Origin of the sequence: Streptomyces sp. SID1328, from assembly GCF_009865595.1 — a bacterium.
Lineage (GTDB): Bacteria > Actinomycetota > Actinomycetes > Streptomycetales > Streptomycetaceae > Streptomyces > Streptomyces griseoluteus.
The window spans coordinates 1-708 of sequence record NZ_WWKH01000194.1 but is presented as its reverse complement, the minus strand read 5'-3'; the positions used below and the strand labels follow the sequence as shown (position 1 = coordinate 708).

Below are 708 nucleotides of genomic sequence, written 5' to 3'. Positions count from 1 at the left end.
ACGACGGCCCCACCACCGCCCACGACGCCACCCCGTCCCCGGCGCCGGACACCTCCAGGCCCGCCCCGCAGCCGTCCTGGGCGGGCGCGGACGGCAACCGGCCGACCGTCCGGGGCCGGCTGCACAACGTGGCCTCCGGGCGCTGCGTCGGCATCGTCGGGAAGAAGGCCGTCGAGGGCGCCGAGACCGAGGTCGTCACCTGCTCCACGGCACCAGACCAGCGCTGGCGGTACGAGGCGGACGGCCGGCTGCGCAGCGACGCGGCGCCCGCCCTCTGCCTGGACTCCCGCCTCGGCTACTCGGTCCGGCTCGCCCCCTGTTCGGCCACCGGCACCGACGGCCGCTTCATCCGCTACGACTTCACCCTCCAGGGCACCCTCGTGCCCCGCTGGAACCAGAACCTCGCCCTCACCCCGGCCGCCACCGACGGCTCCGGCGCGCTGGTGCTGAAGAACCGCGCCGAGACCGCCGTCCAGCGCTGGGTCGTGGACACCGCCCGCAACGACCCGCAGATGGAGGTCGTCAACTGGGACAAGGGCAGCCCGACGGCCTCCGCCCACCGCACTCCGGCGAAGCCGGCCCCGACCGCGCACTCCGCGAGTCCGACACCGAGCCCGACGCCCCCGGCCACGCCGTCCGCCAGTCCCACGCCCGGCGCGACGGCCGACGACACCTGCCCCCCGTACCGGGACCGCTGCGGCGGGGACG

General features: G+C 76.7%; 1 protein-coding gene. It reads left to right on the top strand.

Annotated elements, in window-relative coordinates; translation table 11 throughout:
• Positions 1-708: RICIN domain-containing protein (locus GT030_RS05755; protein ID WP_161200141.1), on the top strand; the 708-nt coding region annotated here is incomplete at both ends.